General features: G+C 30.7%; 13 protein-coding genes. 6 read left to right on the top strand and 7 right to left on the bottom strand.

Going from position 1 to position 18,041, the window contains the following annotated elements:
• Positions 1-79 precede the first annotated feature (79 nt).
• Complete coding sequence (locus MHN29_RS07905; RefSeq protein ID WP_235273973.1) at positions 80-718, bottom strand: WG repeat-containing protein; 639 nt, start codon at positions 716-718, stop codon at positions 80-82.
• Positions 719-998: 280 nt separating this feature from the next.
• On the opposite strand from MHN29_RS07905, the gene MHN29_RS07910 reads away from it, so the two are divergent.
• From MHN29_RS07910 to MHN29_RS07930, 5 genes are all read left to right on the top strand, one after another.
• Positions 999-2,336: a M28 family peptidase gene (locus MHN29_RS07910; protein ID WP_235273974.1), complete on the top strand. Its 1,338-nt coding sequence runs from the start codon at positions 999-1,001 to the stop codon at positions 2,334-2,336.
• Positions 2,336-2,905 carry a YdeI family protein gene (locus MHN29_RS07915; RefSeq protein WP_235273975.1) on the top strand — a complete coding sequence of 190 codons (570 nt, stop codon included), beginning with the start codon at positions 2,336-2,338 and terminating at the stop codon, positions 2,903-2,905. The genes MHN29_RS07910 and MHN29_RS07915 overlap by 1 nt, the downstream gene beginning before the upstream one ends.
• Positions 2,906-3,007: 102 nt before the next feature.
• A complete protein-coding gene (locus MHN29_RS07920) occupies positions 3,008-5,608 on the top strand; it encodes a zinc-dependent metalloprotease (protein ID WP_235273976.1) in 2,601 nt (866 codons plus the stop codon).
• A gap of 67 nt (positions 5,609-5,675) precedes the next feature.
• Entirely contained in the window at positions 5,676-6,569 is an 894-nt protein-coding gene (locus tag MHN29_RS07925; RefSeq protein ID WP_235273977.1) for a TIGR01777 family oxidoreductase, read from the top strand.
• Positions 6,559-7,236 (top strand): GNAT family N-acetyltransferase, encoded by a 678-nt coding sequence (locus tag MHN29_RS07930; RefSeq protein WP_235273978.1) that lies wholly within the window; start codon positions 6,559-6,561, stop codon positions 7,234-7,236. The genes MHN29_RS07925 and MHN29_RS07930 overlap by 11 nt, the downstream gene beginning before the upstream one ends.
• Before the next feature lie 66 nt (positions 7,237-7,302).
• On the opposite strand, the gene MHN29_RS07935 is transcribed toward MHN29_RS07930, so the two are convergent.
• The 6 genes from MHN29_RS07935 to gyrA form a co-directional block, all read right to left on the bottom strand.
• Positions 7,303-8,040, bottom strand: a complete 738-nt coding sequence (locus MHN29_RS07935) for a hypothetical protein (protein WP_235273979.1) — start codon at positions 8,038-8,040, stop codon at positions 7,303-7,305.
• An 85-nt stretch (positions 8,041-8,125) separates the two neighbouring features.
• Positions 8,126-9,427: a dihydrolipoamide acetyltransferase family protein gene (locus MHN29_RS07940; protein ID WP_235273980.1), complete on the bottom strand. Its 1,302-nt coding sequence runs from the start codon at positions 9,425-9,427 to the stop codon at positions 8,126-8,128.
• A 241-nt stretch (positions 9,428-9,668) separates the two neighbouring features.
• Complete coding sequence (gene hemF / locus MHN29_RS07945; RefSeq protein WP_235273981.1) at positions 9,669-10,571, bottom strand: oxygen-dependent coproporphyrinogen oxidase; 903 nt, start codon at positions 10,569-10,571, stop codon at positions 9,669-9,671.
• Positions 10,572-10,599: 28 nt separating this feature from the next.
• Positions 10,600-11,346, bottom strand: a complete 747-nt coding sequence (locus MHN29_RS07950) for an EI24 domain-containing protein (protein ID WP_235273982.1) — start codon at positions 11,344-11,346, stop codon at positions 10,600-10,602.
• 65 nt (positions 11,347-11,411) lie between these two features.
• Positions 11,412-12,647 carry a tetratricopeptide repeat protein gene (locus MHN29_RS07955; RefSeq protein WP_235273983.1) on the bottom strand — a complete coding sequence of 412 codons (1,236 nt, stop codon included), beginning with the start codon at positions 12,645-12,647 and terminating at the stop codon, positions 11,412-11,414.
• 16 nt (positions 12,648-12,663) lie between these two features.
• On the bottom strand, positions 12,664-15,168 hold the full coding sequence (gene gyrA, locus MHN29_RS07960) for a DNA gyrase subunit A (RefSeq protein ID WP_235273984.1): 2,505 nt from the start codon (positions 15,166-15,168) through the stop codon (positions 12,664-12,666).
• A gap of 295 nt (positions 15,169-15,463) precedes the next feature.
• Here gyrA and MHN29_RS07965 point away from each other — a divergent pair, with 295 nt between their 5' ends.
• Positions 15,464-18,016, top strand: a complete 2,553-nt coding sequence (locus MHN29_RS07965; RefSeq protein WP_235273985.1) for an ATP-dependent Clp protease ATP-binding subunit — start codon at positions 15,464-15,466, stop codon at positions 18,014-18,016.
• Positions 18,017-18,041: the final 25 nt, after the last annotated feature.

The raw sequence follows: 18,041 nt of genomic DNA on the forward strand, positions 1-18,041 counted from the left end.
CTTATACAGTAAATAAATAGCATAAAAAAACCTCATTTTATATTTAAAATGAGGTTTAATTTTGTGAACTTGTAAAAGCTTATTTTTTAGCTGTTACTACACCTTGTTTCTTTTTAAAAAACTCTACACTATCGTAATTAGGAGGTACAATTTCTCTACCATTTTCATTTATAAAACCATACTTCTTATTATCAACGCAAATTTTTGCCCAGCCTTTTCTGTATGTACCAAACTCTTCAATTTTGGTGTATTTTGGAATTACTACCAAATCTCCTTTGCTATCAATAAAACCATACTTATCTTTAATTTTTACTAAAGCCCAATTTTTTTTGTATTTATCAAACTCTTGTATTTCATCAAATTTAGTATCAACAATTTTATTTCCGTTTCCATCTATAAAACCATAAAATGAATTTTCTTTTACTAAAGCCCAATCCTTATGATACTTACCAAAGTCGCTTATAAAATCATAAACAACTTCTACAACTTCTTTTCCTGATTTATCAATAAAACCTACTTTACCTTCAAGCTCTACTTTTGCCCAATTTTTCTTTATCTCATCAAAATTTCCTATGCTTTGGTATTTAGGCGAAACTATCTCCATTCCTTTGTCATTTACTATACCATAAAGCTCTCTGTTCTTAACTATAAAAAATTCTTGTGAAGTAGCGTAAAAGCTTGACAATACTATAAACGCTAGTGCTAATCTAAATTTCATTACTCTATTTTTAGGGATTAAAGATGCGAATGTAACAAAAAAACAAACCACAAAACCTAAAAATCAATATCTTAACATTTTAAATTATTGTTATCTTATCATCTCCTTATTTAAAATACAATAACCTATGCTTAATATTAAATTCAAATAATTTTCTTTAAGCTTTTCTCTAAAACTTCTAGTTTTAAATTAAACATATATCTCAAAAGCGTTAAAGAAAATCTGTAAACACTCCTTTATTTACATTCTTTCGTATTTTAGATGTCTAAATCTTAAAAAAATGAGAAAATTAACTACTCTCCTATTTTGTTCTTTTTTAGCTTTTAATTTATATAGTCAAACTAACCAAAATATCTACGATATTATAGATTCTATTTCTGCTAAAAGAATTGAAAAAGATATAACTAAACTTGCAAACTTTGGAACTCGACATACCCTAAGTGACACTATATCTAACACAAGAGGAATTGGAGCTGCAAGGCGTTGGATAAAATCAGAGTTTGAAAATATTTCTAGAAATTGTAATAATTGTTTAGATGTTTATTATCAAAAAGATCTAGTTACCAAAGGAACAAATAAAAGAATACTTAGAGATGTTTGGGTAGTAAATGTAGTAGCAGTTCAAAAGGGAACTAAAAATCCTAATAATTATATTATTATGAGCGGTGATATTGATTCTAGAGTATCCGATCCTAATAATTTTACTGATGATGCTCCAGGAGCAAATGATAATGCTTCTGGTATTGCTGGAACAATAGAAGCAGCAAGAGTTTTAAGTAAATGTAAATTTGAAAATAGTATTATTTACCTTGGGTTATCAGGAGAGGAACAAGGATTGTTTGGTGGTAAAGGCTTTGCAAACTTTGCTAAAAATAACAACTGGAATATTATTGGTGTAATTAATAATGATATGATTGGAAACATTAAAGGAGTTGATGGAGTTATTGATAATAGAACTTTTAGAATTTTTTCTGAACCGACCCCTCCTACTGAAACAGAAAGACAAAGAAGATCTAGACGTTTTTATGGTGGTGAAGTAGATGGTATTTCTCGTCAGTTAGCCCGTTATATTCATAAAACTACTAAAACGTATATGCCAGAAATGAATCCAAAAATGATTTATCGCTTAGACAGATTTGGGCGTGGTGGTCATCACCGTCCTTTTAATGATATTGGATTTGCAGGAGTAAGAATTATGGAAGCCCATGAAAACTATACTCAACAACACCAAGATATTAGAATCGAAAATGGAATTGAATATGGTGACAAATTAAAATTTGTAAATTTTGATTATGCTAAAAAATTAACTGCTGTAAACGCTATCAATTTAGCTAGTATTGCTTCTGCTCCAACGGCTCCAAAAAATGTTAGTATAGGAGGAATTGTTGAAGCTTCAGTAAAACTTAAATGGGACAAAGTTGAAGATGCAAGAGGTTATAAAATTTATTGGAGAGACACCACTTCTCCTACATGGGACTACAGTAGATATGTTAACGATTTAAATGAATTTACTTTAGATGGTATTGTTATAGATAACTATTTTTTTGGTATTGCTGCCGTAGGTAAAAATGGATATGAAAGTTTAATTACTTTTCCTTCAAAAATTATACGAAAATAATGGCCAAAAGTATACCACAACACTATTTTAAAACTGACACAGAATGGCGAAAATGGCTATTAGAAAACCACGATAAAAGCACAGGAATACATCTAATTTTATATAAAGTTGATACTCAAATACCAAGTATGCGTTGGGAAGAAGCTGTTAAAGTTGCTTTATGCTTTGGCTGGATAGATTCTACAGTAAAAAGTTTAGGAGATGGAAAAAGACAACAATATTTTTGTCCAAGAAAAGATAAAAGTATTTGGAGTGCTGTAAATAAAAAATACATTAAGGAATTAACTGACTTAAATTTGATGCATACCTCTGGAATTAGAAAAGTTGAAACTGCTAAAAAGAATGGTTCTTGGACTGCTTTAGATGATGTTGAAAATTTAGTTATCCCTAACGATTTACAAATTAGATTTGACCAAAATCCAACTGCTTTTGAAAACTACCAAAACTTTGCTAAATCTTACAAAAAAGGATATTTATATTGGCTCAATCAAGCGAAAAGGGAAACTACACGTCTTAAAAGACTTGAAGCAATTGTTCAATTATGTGAAGAAAATAAAAAAGAAAGATAGTTTTTTAAGAAATTCTCTTTCAATTTTACCATATTATTAACATCTCAGAAAAATAACTAGTACTAACTTTCCATATTAAATCATAACTTAAATAATTTAAACATGCTTAACAGAAAATTAAGGATAGTATGTTCGCTTTTTTTAACGCTTGCTGTTTTGGGTATCAATGATATAAATGCTCAAAAAAGAAGAAAAAAGAAAGGAAAAAGCAAAACTGAAATCCCTTCAAAAAAGAAGAAAAAGAAAAAAAAGAAAACTATTGCTGACTTAACTAAAAGTAGCAAAAAAATAGACGGTTTATTCCCTATTTATCAAGATACAGTAACAGGTGACATTAAGTTATTATTAAAAAAAGATCAGCTTAATAAAGATTACATTTACTTCTCTCAAATAGCCGATGGTGTAACAGAGGCAAGAGCTTTTAGAGGTTCTTATAGAGGTTCTAGTATTTTTAATATTAAAAAATATTTCAATAAAATTGAATTTGTAGCACCTAATACTTCTTTTTATTTTGACAAAAATAATGCTTTATCAAAATCTGCTAACGCAAACATTAGTAATGCTGTTGTTGCAAGTACTAAAATATTAGCTTCAGACGATAAAAAAGGGGAATATTTAATTAATGCTAACGATTTGTTTTTATCAGAAGCATTGACTAGAGTTAAAATGCCTCGTTTTCCTAAAAGCTCTCCTTTTGCCTTCAAATTAGGAAGATTCGATAAAAAGAAATCTAAAATAAACAGCATCAAAAACTATCCTGAAAACACAAATATTAAAACAGAATACACTTACAACAATCCTTCTGTTTTAAACGGTGGTTCTAATGCTATAACTGATGGTAGGTATGTTTCTATAAAAGTTTTTCACACTTTTATGAATATGCCAAAAGACGATTACACAGTAAGAATGGATGATCCTAGAGTTGGTTATTTCTTAACCTCTACTAATGACATGACATCTACAGAAGCTGTAAACTACAGAGATTTTATTCACCGTTGGAAATTAATTAAAAAGAATCCAGAATTAGCAATTTCAGAGCCTGTTGAACCAATTACTTGGTGGATTGAAAACTCTACTCCTGTTGAATTTATTGAAACTATTAAAGAAGGAGTATTAGCTTGGAATGAAGCTTTTGAAAAAGCTGGATTCAAAAATGCAATGGTTGTAAAAGTTCAACCTAATGATGCTGACTGGGATGCTGGTGATGTTCGTTATAATGTTTTACGTTGGACTTCTTCTCCTAACCCACCATTTGGAGGTTACGGACCTAGTTTTGTGAATCCTAGAACTGGGGAAATTTTAGGAGCTGATATTATGTTAGAATATGTTCACTTTACTAATAGAGTTCAGTATGATAAAATTTTTGGAGAAGTATCAAAAGCTTCTTCAGAAGAGGAAGCTCATAATATTTTCTCTAAAAAAGATAACCACATGTATTGTTCAGCTGGACATTTAATGCATGAAAATACAATGTTTGGAAAGACTGTTTTAGCTGCTACTGGTGCTTCTGATTTAGAAATGGAAGGAATGAAAAGAGAGGCTATGAAGTCTTTAATTATGCATGAGGTTGGTCATACTTTAGGATTAAACCACAACATGAAAGCTAGTCAGTTATTTTCTCCTGCTCAATTAGCTGATGCTGATTTTATCAAAGGAAAATGTTTAACTGGTTCTGTAATGGATTATGCTGCTATCAATTTAACTTTAGATAGAACAAAGCAAGGTCAATACTACGATACTGCTGTTGGACCTTATGATATTTGGGCAATCCAATTTGGATATACTCCATTTAAAAATGATTCAGAAATGAAAACTTTATTAGCTAAATCTACACAACCTGAATTAATTTTTGGTAATGATGCTGATGATATGCGTTCTGCAGGTAAAGCTATTGATCCACGAGTTATGACTGGTGATTTATCTAATGATCAAATTACCTATTCTGTTGATAGAATTAAGTTAGCTAATAAAATGATGCTAAATATTAAGAATAGATTTTCTAAAGATGGAGAAACATATGAGGAACTAAGAAATGCTTATTATATTTTAAATGGTCAAGCTGCTAGAGCTGGTGAAGTAATTTCTCGTTTCATAGGAGGAGTTTATGTAGATAGAGCTATGGCTGGACAAAATGGAGGTACACAACCTTATACTCCAGTAAGTTTAGCTGACCAAAAAAGAGCTATGAATGCATTAAAAACTTATGTTTTTGCTCCAAATGCTTTTAAAGCTCCATCAGATTTATATAATTTCTTAGCTAGACAAAGACGTGGTTACAACTTCTTTGCAGGACCAGAAGACCCAAAAATCCATGCACAAGTTTTAAGATATCAAAAGAGAGTTTTAAATCATATATTACATAGAAATACTTTACAAAGAATTTCTGACTCTGAATTATATGGTAACAAGTACAAGTTATCTACTTTTATGACTGATTTAAACAACGCTATTTTTAAAGCTGATTTATACACTAATGTAAACTCGTTCCGTCAAAACCTACAAACTGAATACACTAAAATGTTATTAAAAATGGTTGTAGGAAGAACAAGTAGCAGATATACTAATGCAGCTAAAGCAATGGCTTTATATAACCTAAAAAAGATCAAGACTTGGTCTGGAAACGGTTTAGGAAACATTGCTACTAAAGCTCATAAAAATCAATTAAAATTATTAATTAACAACTCATTGAAGGAAGTTAAATAATAAATTTTATTTCATTCTATAGTAAAACCATAATGCTAAAACATTATGGTTTTCTTATTTTTACTCTATGGATAAAATTTTAATTACTGGAGGAACTGGACTCATTGGAGGACATTTACAAGCTATTTTAAAAGAAAATAACTTTGAAGTAAATATTCTTAGTAGAAACCCTACAAAAAAGAATGAGTTTTATTGGAATATTTCTGAAAATCATATTGATAAAAAAGCTTTTGAAGGAGTTACCCATATTATCCATCTTGCAGGTGCAGGAATTGCTGATAAACGTTGGACTAATAAAAGAAAAAAAGAATTAATAGATAGCAGAGTACAATCTGCCAACCTGTTATTTAAAAAAGTAAAAGAATATAAGATTCCCTTAAAAGGATTCATTTCTTCATCAGGTATCGGTTATTATGGTGCTATTACCTCTGATATAATTTTTAATGAAGAAGACGCACCCAATAATGATTTTATTTCTTCCATTTGTGTTAAATGGGAAAAAGCAGCTCAGCAATTTGAGCAACTAGAAATTCCAATAACTATTTTACGTACAGGTGTTGTTCTTACGCAAAAAAGAGGAGCTTTACATAAAATGAATACCCCTATATTTTTATCGGCTTTAGGAACTGGAAAACAGTACTTACCTTGGATTCATGTTGCCGACTTATGTCACCTTTATTTAGAAGCTATAAACAACCATAATTTTAATGGAATTTTTAATGCTGTAGCTCCTGAACATCAAACTAATGAAAACTTTATGAAAGCTTTAGGAAAAGCTTTAAAAAAACCTGTATTCCCTATGAATGCGCCTTCATTTATTTTAAAAACAGCTTTAGGTGAAATGGCCTACATTTTATTAAATGGCAGTAGAGTTTCTTCTCAGAAAACATCTAAATTTTATGAATTTAAATTTTCTAACTTAGAATCTGCTTTAAATAATATTTACTGTAATGAACAATAAGCTTAAGAATCCTGTTTGGCATTCATTAAACGAAACTCATAAAAAATTTGTTATCAATTTTGATGGTGTTCAATTTTATGATCCTAAAATTTGCCCTTTTGGTGCTTTTTTAGACACTAATAAAACTGCTAATGCTTTAAATGAATACGCTAAACTAACAGATAGTTTTTTCTTAGTCTCAGAAGATAAAACTCCTTTATATGATGACTGTAATATTTCTTTAGATAAAAAAATTGATGGTTGTCAAATGATATTAGATAATTTAACTGATATTGATTTTACTGAAACTATAGTTCCTTTATCAGAAGAACATATAGACGACATCTATAATCTTGTTTGGTTAGTAATGCCAGGCTATTATAGAAAGAGAACTTTTGACATGGGAAACTATTTTGGTATTTTTAAAGATAATCAACTTGTTTCTATTGCTGGGCAACGTATGCAAACTGATGATTTTATAGAAGTAAGTGCGGTAGTTACACATCCTAATTATACAAAAAGAGGGTACGCCAAACAGTTAACTTCATATGTTACTAAAGAAATAATAAAAGACAAAAAACTTCCTATTTTACATACCAACAAAGGAAATCCTGCTATAAAATTATATGAAAAATTAGGATTTAAAATTACTCGAGATATGAATTGGTGGTTTTATAAGAAAAAATAAAAACTGTTTACACAAAAAAACTCAGAAGAAATTCTGAGTTTTTGTTTATTTAAAAAGGCAGTCTAATTATATTTTTTCGATAGTAGACTCTGCTTTTGTTTTCATCATTTGCCCCATCATATCCATTTCTATGCTTACAACTGACTTAGATGGTATTCCTGTGCTTTTCATTATCTCAATAGTTCCAGTTATTTTAGCCGTTGGCATTGCTGACATTTTACCTTTTATTTTAGCTATAACTTTTTCTTTAGTAATTTCAGTAACAGTATACATTAATTCCATTGCTACTCCTCCACTATTTTGTGTATTAGTCCAAGTAGAACCTACTCCAACTTTTTCCTCTGGATACTCTACCGATTGATTGTATTGGTTTGATAACTGATCTGCCCCTGGGAAAGTTGGCTCTGCTTTTAAGAACTTTGATTTTCCTAATTTACTAACACTAGAATAAATCATTGCATCCATCATAGGCTGCATCTGTGCTTTAAACTTCTTAGACTCTTCGGTTAACTCACCTTCTTTCATATTTGTATTAAAGTTCACCTTTTCCTCAGCACCTTGTAAAACTTTGGTTGACATATAGGTAAACTTAGTCTCAGTTACATAATCTCCTTCTTTAACATCAGTCACTTTTATGTTCATATCCATATCCATGTCCATTAAAGCAGCTCCCATGTCTTGATTCATTTTCATAGACATTTTATAAGTATCACCTTTCTTATAGTTAAGACGTAACAATACTTTCTCTTGTGACATTCCTACAGCTGTTATTCCTAATAACAGTACAATTAAAATTTTCTTCATTTTATTTTTTAGTTTAAAGCACGAATATACGTAAAACAAAAAAGCTCAGGAAATCCTGAGCTTTTGTATTTACTATTATATTGTTTTAAAAATCTTGATTTGCATCCCAAGCTTCTAAAATTTCTTTTAATGTTTTAATAAACATACCACCTAGAGCTCCATTTACCACTCTATGATCATATGAATGTGACACCATCATTTTATGACGGATTCCAATAAAATCTCCTTCTGGAGTTTCTATAACCGCAGGTTTTTTAACTATTGCTCCTAAAGCTAAAATAGCTACTTGTGGTTGGTTTATAATTGGTGTTCCTGTAATACTTCCAAAGCTACCTACATTTGTTACAGTATAAGTTCCTCCTTGGATATCATCTGGTTTCAATTTATTTGCTCTAGCACGAGTTGCTAAATCATTTACTTGCTTAGTCATTCCAACTAAACTTAACTGATCTGCATTCTTAATTACCGGTACAATTAAATTTCCATCAGGTAATGCTGCTGCCATACCTAAATTAACATTCCCTCTTTTTATGATTTTATCTCCATCTACAGAAATATTAATCATAGGGTGTTTTTTTATTGTTTGAGCAACCGCTTGCATAAAGATTGGAGTAAATGTTAATTTCTCTCCTTCTCTTTTTTGATATGCGTTCTTTACTTTATTTCTCCAATTAACAATGTTAGTTACATCTATTTCAATAAAAGATTGTACATGTGCAGATGTTTGAATAGAATCTACCATATGCTTAGAAATTAATTTCCCCATACGGCTCATTTCTATAATTTCATCTTCTCCACTTAAAGTAACTGGTGCTGATTGAACTTTTGGTTGTGGTTTTGATTCTTGAACTGGCTCTGCTACTTTTTGTGGTTGACTTCCTCTATTCTCTATATAAGATAAAATATCAGTCTTGGTTACACGTCCATCTTTACCTGTTCCTTGAACCGTTTCTAATTCTTCTAAAGAGATACCTTCAGTTTGAGCAATGCTCTTTACTAATGGCGAATAAAAACGATCACTAGAAGAAGTATCAATAGAACTTGAAATTGTTTCTTTTACCTCTTCTATTGTTTTTTCTACCTCTACAGCTGCTGCTTTTATTTCTTCTTTTACAGGAGTTGCTTCAGAAATTACTTCCTCTCCTCCTTCTGTTTCTATAATAGCTATTGTTTGCCCTACTTGTACTACTGAATCTTTATCAAATAATATTTCTACTAAAGTTCCATCTACTTCACTAGGCACTTCACTATCTACCTTATCTGTAGCTACTTCAACTACGGTATCATCAATATCAATCGTTTCTCCAACTTCTTTTACCCAAGAAGTAATAGTTGCTTCTGCAACACTCTCGCCCATTTTAGGCAACTTCAATTCGTATCTAGCCATAGTGTATATTTTTAATGTTTGCGAAGTTAGTAAAAACCAGTGATTTTCTTGCCTTTTTTTATATAAAAAAAATCTATAATTGGATTATTAATTGAATTATTCGTAAAAATACATCACAAATACATGTATTTTTGAATTAAAACAAAATAATACAAAGTTCTATTGCGTTTTCAATAATGCATTTGATTTTCAATACTTAGGAACTCTTATCTTAGAAAAATAATTAAATAATTTCTAAGTTTTATACCCAATTTTTAGGTTGTGCTAAAATTTTTAAAAGTCTTTCTTCTTCACTACCTTCTTCTGGGTGGTGATTATACTTCCATTGTACAGTAGGTGGCAAACTCATTAAGATACTCTCAATACGTCCATTTGTTTTTAAACCAAACAATGTTCCTCTATCATGAACTAAGTTAAACTCAACATAGCGTCCTCTTCTTACTTCTTGCCAATCTTTATTCTCCTGATTATACGTTATATCTTTCCTTCTTTCAACTATTGGTATATATGAGTTCAAAAAGCTATTTCCTACTTCTGTAACAAAATCATATCTATCTTGCATTGAAAACTCTTCAGTCTTTTTTAAATAATCAAAAAACAAACCTCCTATCCCCCTTGCTTCATTTCTATGTGTATTCCAGAAATAATTATCACAAGTTTCTTTATAATTTGGATAGAAATTTTGATCATACTTATCGCAAGCTTGTTTACATACCTGATGAAAATGAATAGCATCTTCATCAAACAAATAATAAGGTGTTAAATCTTGTCCTCCTCCAAACCATTGAGTTACTATATTTCCCTCTTCATCATACATTTCAAAATAACGCCAATTGGCATGGACTGTGGGTACAAATGGATTTTTAGGATGGATTACTAAACTTAAACCACAAGCAAAAAAGTTACCGCTTTCTACTCCAAATTGCTTTCTTAGAACTTCTGGTAGTTCTCCAAAAACTTTAGAAATATTAACTCCTCCTTTTTCAAAGATGTTTCCATTTTCTATAACACGAGTTCTACCTCCTCCTCCTTCTTTTCTTTCCCAAAGGTCTTCTTGAAATTTTACTCCTCCGTCAATTTCTTCTAATTTAGAAGTAATTGTATCTTGTAACTGTTGAATATAAGTATAAAACTGCTCTTTCATTGATTTAATTCTTGATTTACAAAAGTACTTATTCTGGTAATTCTTTTAATTGAATTTTTTTAATAGTTTCTGTAGTAGCTGCTGTGACTGATAATGGTAAAACTAACAATACGCCAACTACAGGTATTAATAAAAAAAGTGTAAAAACAATTCCATTTCCTATAGCTAATCCTTTATTTTTCTTTACAAAACGAACGCTCTCTTTATATTTAAAATGACGTTCTAAAGTATAATCCATATTACCAAATCCAGCATAGTATGCTTGTACTAAGAACAATAATACAGTAGAAATAACACCTATGACAGGTATTAATCCAAAAAGTAAAATTATTATTGTTAAAAAAATACCCCTTATAAAGTTTCTAATATTTATTCGAACCCCTCTAATTAACTGTTCTTGAAAACTAGTATTTCTATGTTGGTGATTTTCTCCCACCATATAATTTTCTATCTTCTCTGATACTGGGCTCATAAAAGGAGCTGATAATGCCATTACAATATGTTTATATAAAACTAAACCAATTGTTACTATTAATAATCCACTTAAAAAAGTACTAATTACTTCAAACGTTTCTTTTCCAAATTCCCATTTCCAAAAATCGGCTAAATAATGTCCTAAATTATCCGATAATCCATAAGCAAAGCCTCCAACTGCAATTGCTGTTAGTAAACTTATTATAATGGGAATGGTAAAATATTTCCACAATTTTAATTTAGATATTAATTGAAAAGCTCCTAGATATGCTTTAATTCCTTTTATTATATTCTGAATCATATTATTTTTTTTTGAAAAAAAAACCGAAACTAAAAGTTTCGGTTTTTAATTTATGAAATATTCTTTTATTTCATTGATTTATATAAATCTCTAAATTCTTTAGACTTAGCTTCCATTTCTAAAACTTCATATAAATTCATTAAAGTTTTAACAGTATCAATACTTCTATTTAATTCATCTGCTTTTTCTAAGTATGGTAAAGCTTCTTTATAAACTTCTTTTTGCTTTAATGCTAAAGCATCATACTTTTTAAAGTTAGATAAATTTTTATTCATTTCCTCAACAATCGCTTTATCTTTATCTAAAACTACTACTGCTAAGTTCATGTAAGCATCACCATAATCTGGTTTTAACTCAACTGCTTTTTCGTAGTATTTTCTAGCCTCTTCCATTCTACCTTGGTTAAAGTTAACTACACCTAGGTTATAATATAAAGTTGGATTTTCTGGATCTAGAGCTACAGCTTCATTCATTAATTCACCAAACTTATCCATTTTACCCATATCAACATATAACTGAGCCTCATTTAAGATTAAGTTTAAGTCTTTTTTATTAGTTTTTCTAGCTTCTTTAAAAGCCGCGATAGCTTCATCAGTTTTTCCTTGCTCTTTTAAAATTAAAGCTATGTTTTTTACTATAGTAGCTGTTTTAGCTTCAGAGTTTTTTTCTTCTGGTTTGATATATTGCTTAGATTTAACCATTAAATCTCTTTGGTTTTTTGAAGCAAACTTTTCTACTTTACCAGTTTCCTTTTTAGTAGCAAGATATTCTACTTCAATTCCTGTATAACCAACCTTTCTTAATTCTTTATAATACTTCATTGCTGCATCATAATCTTTAGCTTGTGAAGCTGAAATTGCTGCATTATATACAAAAGAAGTATCAGTAGGACTTAAAACATAAGTTAAATAAAAATTATCTGCTGCATTTTTATAATCCTTCTTGTTATTATATAAGTCAATTGCTTTTTTAGAAACCTCTTGAACCATTTGATTTAATAATGGTTTAGCTTCATTTGCATACTTGGTTTTACCCATAGCTAATAAAGCATTTAAAGCATCTGCTGCATTCTTATAATCTTTTTTAGTTGCAAAAGCTTTACCTTTTAAGAAATAAAATTTAGACTTGTACTTATCTTCCCCATTCATCATTAAATCTCCTTCAATAGAGTTTAATATTGAGATTGCATTATTAAAGTCTTGTTTTTTTATTGCTTTCTCAGCGGCTTTTAACTCAGATTTTTGGGCCATTAATCCTAATGACAATAATCCTAATGAAAGAGTTAATATTTGTTTTTTCATTTTTAATCTAGTTTATTTATTGTTGTTCTTGACTTTCGTTTGATTCTTGATTTTCAATTTCCATGCCATTTTCATTTTCTTCTTTTTCATGCATAACTTTTGCTACGGCTGCAATACTATCTTTACCTTTAATGTTAATCAATCTAACTCCTTGTGTTGCACGTCCCATAACACGTAAATCTTCAACAGCCAAACGAATAGTAAGTCCGGATTTATTAATAATCATTAAATCATTCGAATCATCAACATTTTTAATCGCTACTAATTCTCCTGTTTTTTCTGATATATTTAAAGTTTTAACTCCTTTTCCTCCACGGTTAGTAATACGATAGTCTTCTAATTTAGAACGCTTTCCGTAACCTTTTTCAGAAACCACTAAAATATTACTATCCATATCATTTACTGCAACCATACCCACTACTTCATCATTCTCATGCATTAAGGTAATTCCTCTTACCCCAGATGCAGTTCTTCCCATTGGTCTAGTTTTAGCTTCTTCAAATCGGATTGATTTACCAGACTTTAACGCTAACATTACTTGGCTATCACCAGTAGTTAACTTTGCTTCTAATAATTCATCACCTTCTTTAATTGTAATCGCATTGATACCGTTTGTTCTTGGACGTGAATATTGCTCTAAAGGTGTCTTTTTTACTTGACCTCTCTTAGTTGCCATAATCACATAGTGACTGTTGATATAACTTTCATCTTTTAAGTCTCCAGTAACCAAGAATGCTTTTACCTTATCATCTTGTTCAATATTAATAAGGTTTTGGATTGCTCTACCTTTGGTATTCTTCCCTCCTTCTGGTATCTCATAAACTCTCATCCAGAATACTTTTCCTTTTTGAGTAAAGAATAACATGTACTGATGATTTGTTCCTACAAATAAGTGTTCTAAGAAATCTTCATTACGTGTTGTAGCTCCTTTCTGACCACGTCCTCCTCTATTTTGAACTTTATATTCGTCTAAGTTTGTACGCTTTACATACCCTGCATGAGAAATAGTTACTACTACTTTAGAGTTAGGAATCATATCTTCGATACGCATATCTCCTCCAGCATATTCTATTTCTGAACGACGATCATCTCCATACTTATCTCTAATTTGAATTAACTCGTCTTTGATTATTTGATAACGTCTAGATTCATTTGCTAAAATATCTTTTAAATCAGCAATAGTTATCATAATTTCATCATACTCCGCACGCAATTTATCTTGCTCTAGTCCTGTTAACTGACGCAAACGCATTTCTACAATTGCTCTTGCCTGAATTTCTGTCAGTTCAAAACGCTCTACTAACTTGGCTCTTGCTTCGTCTGCATTACTAGAACCACGGATAATAGCAATTACTTCATCAATATTATCAGAAGCTATGATTAAACCTTCTAAAATATGGGCTCTTGCTTCAGCTTTCTTTAATTCAAATTCTGTTCTACGAACAACTACTTCATGTCTATGCTCAACAAAATGGTGAATTAATTCTTTTAAATTTAATTGCTCTGGTCTTCCGTTAACTAAAGCAATATTGTTTACACTAAAAGAAGTTTGTAATTGAGTATACTTATATAATTTATTTAAAACGATATTAGGAATTGCATCACGCTTTAAAACGTATACAATACGCATTCCTTTTCTATCTGATTCATCACGTATATTCGAAATTCCTTCTAATTTCTTTTCATTAACTAACTCAGCAGTTTTCTTAATCATTTCTGCTTTGTTAACTTGGAAAGGTATTTCAGTTACAACAATACATTCTCTTCCTTTTACCTCTTCAATAGTAGCCTTACCACGCATTACTATACGTCCACGACCAGTATGAAAAGCATCACGCACACCATCATAACCGTAGATGATACCTCCAGTTGGAAAATCTGGAGCTTTGATGTGTTGCATTAACTCATCAATTTCTATATCTCTGTTATCAATATAAGCAACGGTACCATTTACAACTTCTGTTAAGTTGTGAGGCGCCATATTAGTTGCCATACCTACTGCAATTCCAGACGCTCCATTTACTAATAAGTTAGGTATACGAGTTGGTAAAACCGTAGGTTCTTTTAATGTATCATCAAAGTTTAATTTATGATCAACAGTATCTTTTTCAATATCTGCTAACATATCCTCTGATATCTTCTGCATTCTCACCTCCGTATAACGCATTGCTGCAGGACTATCTCCATCTACCGATCCAAAGTTACCTTGTCCATCAACCATCATATAACGTACACTCCAATCTTGAGCCATACGCACCATAGAATCGTATACAGATGTATCTCCATGTGGGTGATACTTACCTAATACCTCTCCTACAATTCTAGCTGATTTCTTATAGGCTCCTGTAGCTTTAATTCCTAATTCATGCATTCCAAATAAAACTCGTCGGTGAACGGGTTTTAAACCGTCTCTAACATCTGGTAATGCTCTTGATACAATTACTGACATTGAATAATCAATGTAAGCTGATTTCATTTGTTCTTCAATATTGATAGGAATCAACTTTTCGCCATCTGCCATATATTTTCTTTTAAAATATTAGTACTCATTTTCGTCAAAAAAGTGAATTTTACACTTGATAAAACCCACTTCTAAAATACAGTTAAACAAACCGTATTTTCTAAAACATTGCAAGATACTACAATACCTATTTATACACAAAAAATATCTTTATTCTTTTACCTATATTTATTAACAATTTTTGTCATTCTTTTAAAAAAAACATGACAAGAATAACTTTTTAAAACTATTGGCATCTTTTTTGTATTTTTAAAGAAAAAAACTTACTAACTTTACACAGATACAAATAAAATTTATGGACGATAATTTTTCACCACAAGTTAGAGATGTAATTACTTTCAGTAAAGAAGAAGCCCTAAGATTAGGGCATGACTTTATTGGAACTGAACATCTATTGTTAGGTTTGATAAGGAAAGGAGACGGAAAAGCCATCGAGATATTAACTACTTTCGATGTGGATTTAGATTTGGTACGTAATAAATTAGAAAAATTAAATCCTACGACCCCTTATGTAGCTAACGTAGAAAAGAAAAGTTTGCATCTTACTAGACAAGCAGAGAAAGCTATAAAAACTACATTTTTAGAAGCAAAGTTATACCAAAGTAATTCTATAAATACTGCACATTTATTATTATGTATTTTACGTAATGAAAATGACCCTACAACGAAATTACTTCAAAAGTATGATGTAGATTACGAACAAGCTAAGGCTTTATATAAACAACTACACGTTGAAGACAATTACTTATCCCCTATGGCAGAAACACCTTCTGATGATGAATTTTCTGAAGAAAAATCTAATCCTTATGGACAACAACCTTCTAAAGGAAAGCAACCCAAAAAATCTAAAACTCCAGTTTTAGATAATTTTGGTCGTGATTTAACAGCATTAGCTATTAGCGGTAAATTAGACCCTGTTGTTGGACGTATTAAAGAAATTGAGCGTGTTTCTCAAATTTTAAGTAGAAGAAAGAAAAATAATCCAATGTTAATTGGAGAACCTGGTGTTGGTAAGTCTGCTATTGCCGAAGGACTAGCTCTTAGAATAGTAAATAGAAAAGTTTCTAGAATTTTATTCGATAAACGTATTGTTTCTCTTGATTTAGCAAGTTTAGTTGCTGGAACAAAATATAGAGGTCAATTTGAGGAAAGAATGAAAGCCTTAATGAATGAACTTGAAAAAAATGATGACATCATTTTATTCATAGATGAAATTCATACAATTGTTGGTGCTGGTGGAGCTACTGGATCGCTAGATGCTTCAAACATGTTAAAACCTGCTTTAGCAAGAGGTGAAATTCAATGTATTGGTGCTACTACTCTAGATGAATATAGAACTAATATTGAAAAAGACGGTGCATTAGAACGTCGTTTCCAAAAAGTAATTGTTGATCCTACTACTGTAGAAGAAACTGTTCAAATTTTACATAACATTAAAGGTAAATACGAAGCGCATCACCACGTTGATTTTACAGACGAAGCAATAGAAGCTTGTGTAAAATTAACCAATCGTTACATGACTGATCGATTCCTTCCAGACAAGGCTATTGATGCTTTAGATGAAGCTGGATCTAGGATTCATATTACTAACATTGTTGTTCCTCAACAAATTTTAGAATTAGAATCTAAGCTAGATGAAATCCGTGAACGCAAAACAAAGGCTGTAAGCGGTCAAAAATATGAAGAGGCAGCAAAGCTTAGAGACGACGAAAAAAACATAGAAACAGCCTTAGAATCAGCTCAAAACCAATGGGAAGAGGATTCTAAACTTCATAGAGAAACTGTTACTGAAGATAATGTAGCTGAAGTAGTATCAATGATGACAGGAATTCCTGTAAACCGTGTAGCTGAAGCTGAGAGTAATCGTTTAGCTGATCTTCCAAACTTAATTAAAGGAAAAGTAATCGGTCAAGATGAAGCTGTAGCAAAGGTTGTAAAGGCTATTCAGCGTAATAGAGTTGGTTTAAAAGACCCTAACAAACCTATTGGTTCATTTATTTTCCTTGGATCAACTGGTGTAGGAAAAACTCAATTAGCAAAAATATTAGCACGTGAATTATTTGACTCTGACGATTCGTTAATTAGAATTGATATGAGTGAGTACATGGAAAAGTTTGCCATTTCTAGACTTATCGGAGCACCTCCAGGGTATGTAGGATATGAAGAAGGTGGACAATTAACTGAAAAAGTTCGTCGTAAACCTTACTCTGTAATTCTTTTAGATGAAATTGAAAAAGCGCATCCAGATGTTTTCAATATGCTTTTACAAGTTTTAGATGATGGACACATTACAGATAGTCTTGGTAGAAAGATTGATTTTAGAAACACCATTATAATAATGACATCTAATATTGGTGCTCGTAAAGTAAAAGAATTTGGTGCCGGTGTTGGTTTTGGTACTTCTTCTAAGAAAGACCAAGAAGATGCTCATGCTAAGAGTATTATTGAAGGAGCCTTGAAAAAATCATTTGCTCCTGAATTCTTAAATCGTATTGATGATGTTATTATTTTCAACTCTTTAGAACGTAAGGATATTCATAGCATTATAGATATTGAGTTAGATAAATTATTAAAACGTATTTCTGACTTAGGTTACAACTTAACTTTAAGCGAAAAAGCTAAAGATTATATTGCTGACAAAGGTTACGACAAACAATACGGAGCTAGACCTTTAAAAAGAGCTATTCAAAAATACATTGAAGATTCTTTAGCTGAAGAGATTGTAAACTCTAAACTAGATGAAGGTGATTCTATTTTTATGGATTTAAATGAAAAGGACAACAAACTTGTCATTAAAATTGAAAAGGGAGATAAACCTGAAGAATCTAGAACAGAAATAGACGAATAATATTTCATAAAAAAACCTAAGCTGG

The sequence above is a fragment of the Tenacibaculum sp. Cn5-46 genome (assembly GCF_022347705.1).
GTDB classification, from domain to species: Bacteria; Bacteroidota; Bacteroidia; order Flavobacteriales; family Flavobacteriaceae; genus Polaribacter; species Polaribacter aiptasiae.

Excerpts from the sequence above, each read along its gene's own strand:
- MHN29_RS07950 (WP_235273982.1), bottom strand. The coding sequence starts at position 11,346 with ATGATTCAGAATATAATAAAAGGAATTAAAGCATATCTAGGAGCTTTT.
- MHN29_RS07940 (WP_235273980.1), bottom strand. The coding sequence starts at position 9,427 with ATGGCTAGATACGAATTGAAGTTGCCTAAAATGGGCGAGAGTGTTGCA.
- MHN29_RS07925 (WP_235273977.1), top strand. The coding sequence starts at position 5,676 with ATGGATAAAATTTTAATTACTGGAGGAACTGGACTCATTGGAGGACAT.
- MHN29_RS07910 (WP_235273974.1), top strand. The coding sequence starts at position 999 with ATGAGAAAATTAACTACTCTCCTATTTTGTTCTTTTTTAGCTTTTAAT.
- MHN29_RS07905 (WP_235273973.1), bottom strand. The coding sequence starts at position 718 with ATGAAATTTAGATTAGCACTAGCGTTTATAGTATTGTCAAGCTTTTAC.
- MHN29_RS07955 (WP_235273983.1), bottom strand. The coding sequence starts at position 12,647 with ATGAAAAAACAAATATTAACTCTTTCATTAGGATTATTGTCATTAGGA.
- MHN29_RS07965 (WP_235273985.1), top strand. The coding sequence starts at position 15,464 with ATGGACGATAATTTTTCACCACAAGTTAGAGATGTAATTACTTTCAGT.
- MHN29_RS07920 (WP_235273976.1), top strand. The coding sequence starts at position 3,008 with ATGCTTAACAGAAAATTAAGGATAGTATGTTCGCTTTTTTTAACGCTT.
- MHN29_RS07915 (WP_235273975.1), top strand. The coding sequence starts at position 2,336 with ATGGCCAAAAGTATACCACAACACTATTTTAAAACTGACACAGAATGG.
- hemF (WP_235273981.1), bottom strand. The coding sequence starts at position 10,571 with ATGAAAGAGCAGTTTTATACTTATATTCAACAGTTACAAGATACAATT.
- gyrA (WP_235273984.1), bottom strand. The coding sequence starts at position 15,168 with ATGGCAGATGGCGAAAAGTTGATTCCTATCAATATTGAAGAACAAATG.
- MHN29_RS07930 (WP_235273978.1), top strand. The coding sequence starts at position 6,559 with ATGAACAATAAGCTTAAGAATCCTGTTTGGCATTCATTAAACGAAACT.
- MHN29_RS07935 (WP_235273979.1), bottom strand. The coding sequence starts at position 8,040 with ATGAAGAAAATTTTAATTGTACTGTTATTAGGAATAACAGCTGTAGGA.